Raw genomic sequence first — 649 nt, forward strand, 5'->3', positions numbered from 1 at the left:
AGCACAGATCGTAAAGAAATCATTTTTAAAAGGTATTCCTAACAGCTTGAAACGATCATTTTCCAATTGATTTTCCAAGAAAAGAAACCAAGCTTTAGCCCTTGCCATTTGCACGGCTTCCGTTTGGACAAAAGTTATTCCTGCATCATACATATAATAGATTATATCCTTATTATTGATGTAGCTTTCAACCTTTTTCAATATCTCTGATTCTATCAAATCAGCTGTTTTATTCTTATTGGTACTCAGTAGAGCTTCATACTGTTGTAAAAGCTCATACTTTGTACCTAATTTTGATCTATAATGTGTAGGCTTACGGTCTGGTATTCTATCATAATCATAATAAAATTGCCCTTTTACACGTGCCCAACGCCATGCTTTTTTTACATCTGGAAGGAAATCTCCAAACTTTTTACCTTTTGGTAAAAACTCTTTGTATGATTTTCTAGACCGTGTTCTTAAAAACTCCTCTGAAATCCCACAGAATTGCATTACAAGACGCTGAGACACCCAAAGAGTATCTTCATCCTTGTTTTTGCGTAGTATTATGTCGTTATTCAGTAGATTCATTTTTATTGTTGTTTAAACTTGTTTTAAACTTTGTTCCTGTCAACGGCTCGAACGTTGATGCTTGCCAATCAGGATGATT

The 649-nt window shown here is 34.4% G+C and carries 1 pseudogene; it reads right to left on the reverse strand.

Annotated elements, in window-relative coordinates:
• Positions 1 to 510: pseudogene (locus tag ACMHJW_RS14685) on the reverse strand (hypothetical protein); the annotation flags it as partial.
• Positions 511 to 649 lie beyond the last annotated feature (139 nt).

The organism is Empedobacter brevis (assembly GCF_965118635.1).
GTDB lineage: Bacteria > Bacteroidota > Bacteroidia > Flavobacteriales > Weeksellaceae > Empedobacter > Empedobacter brevis_A.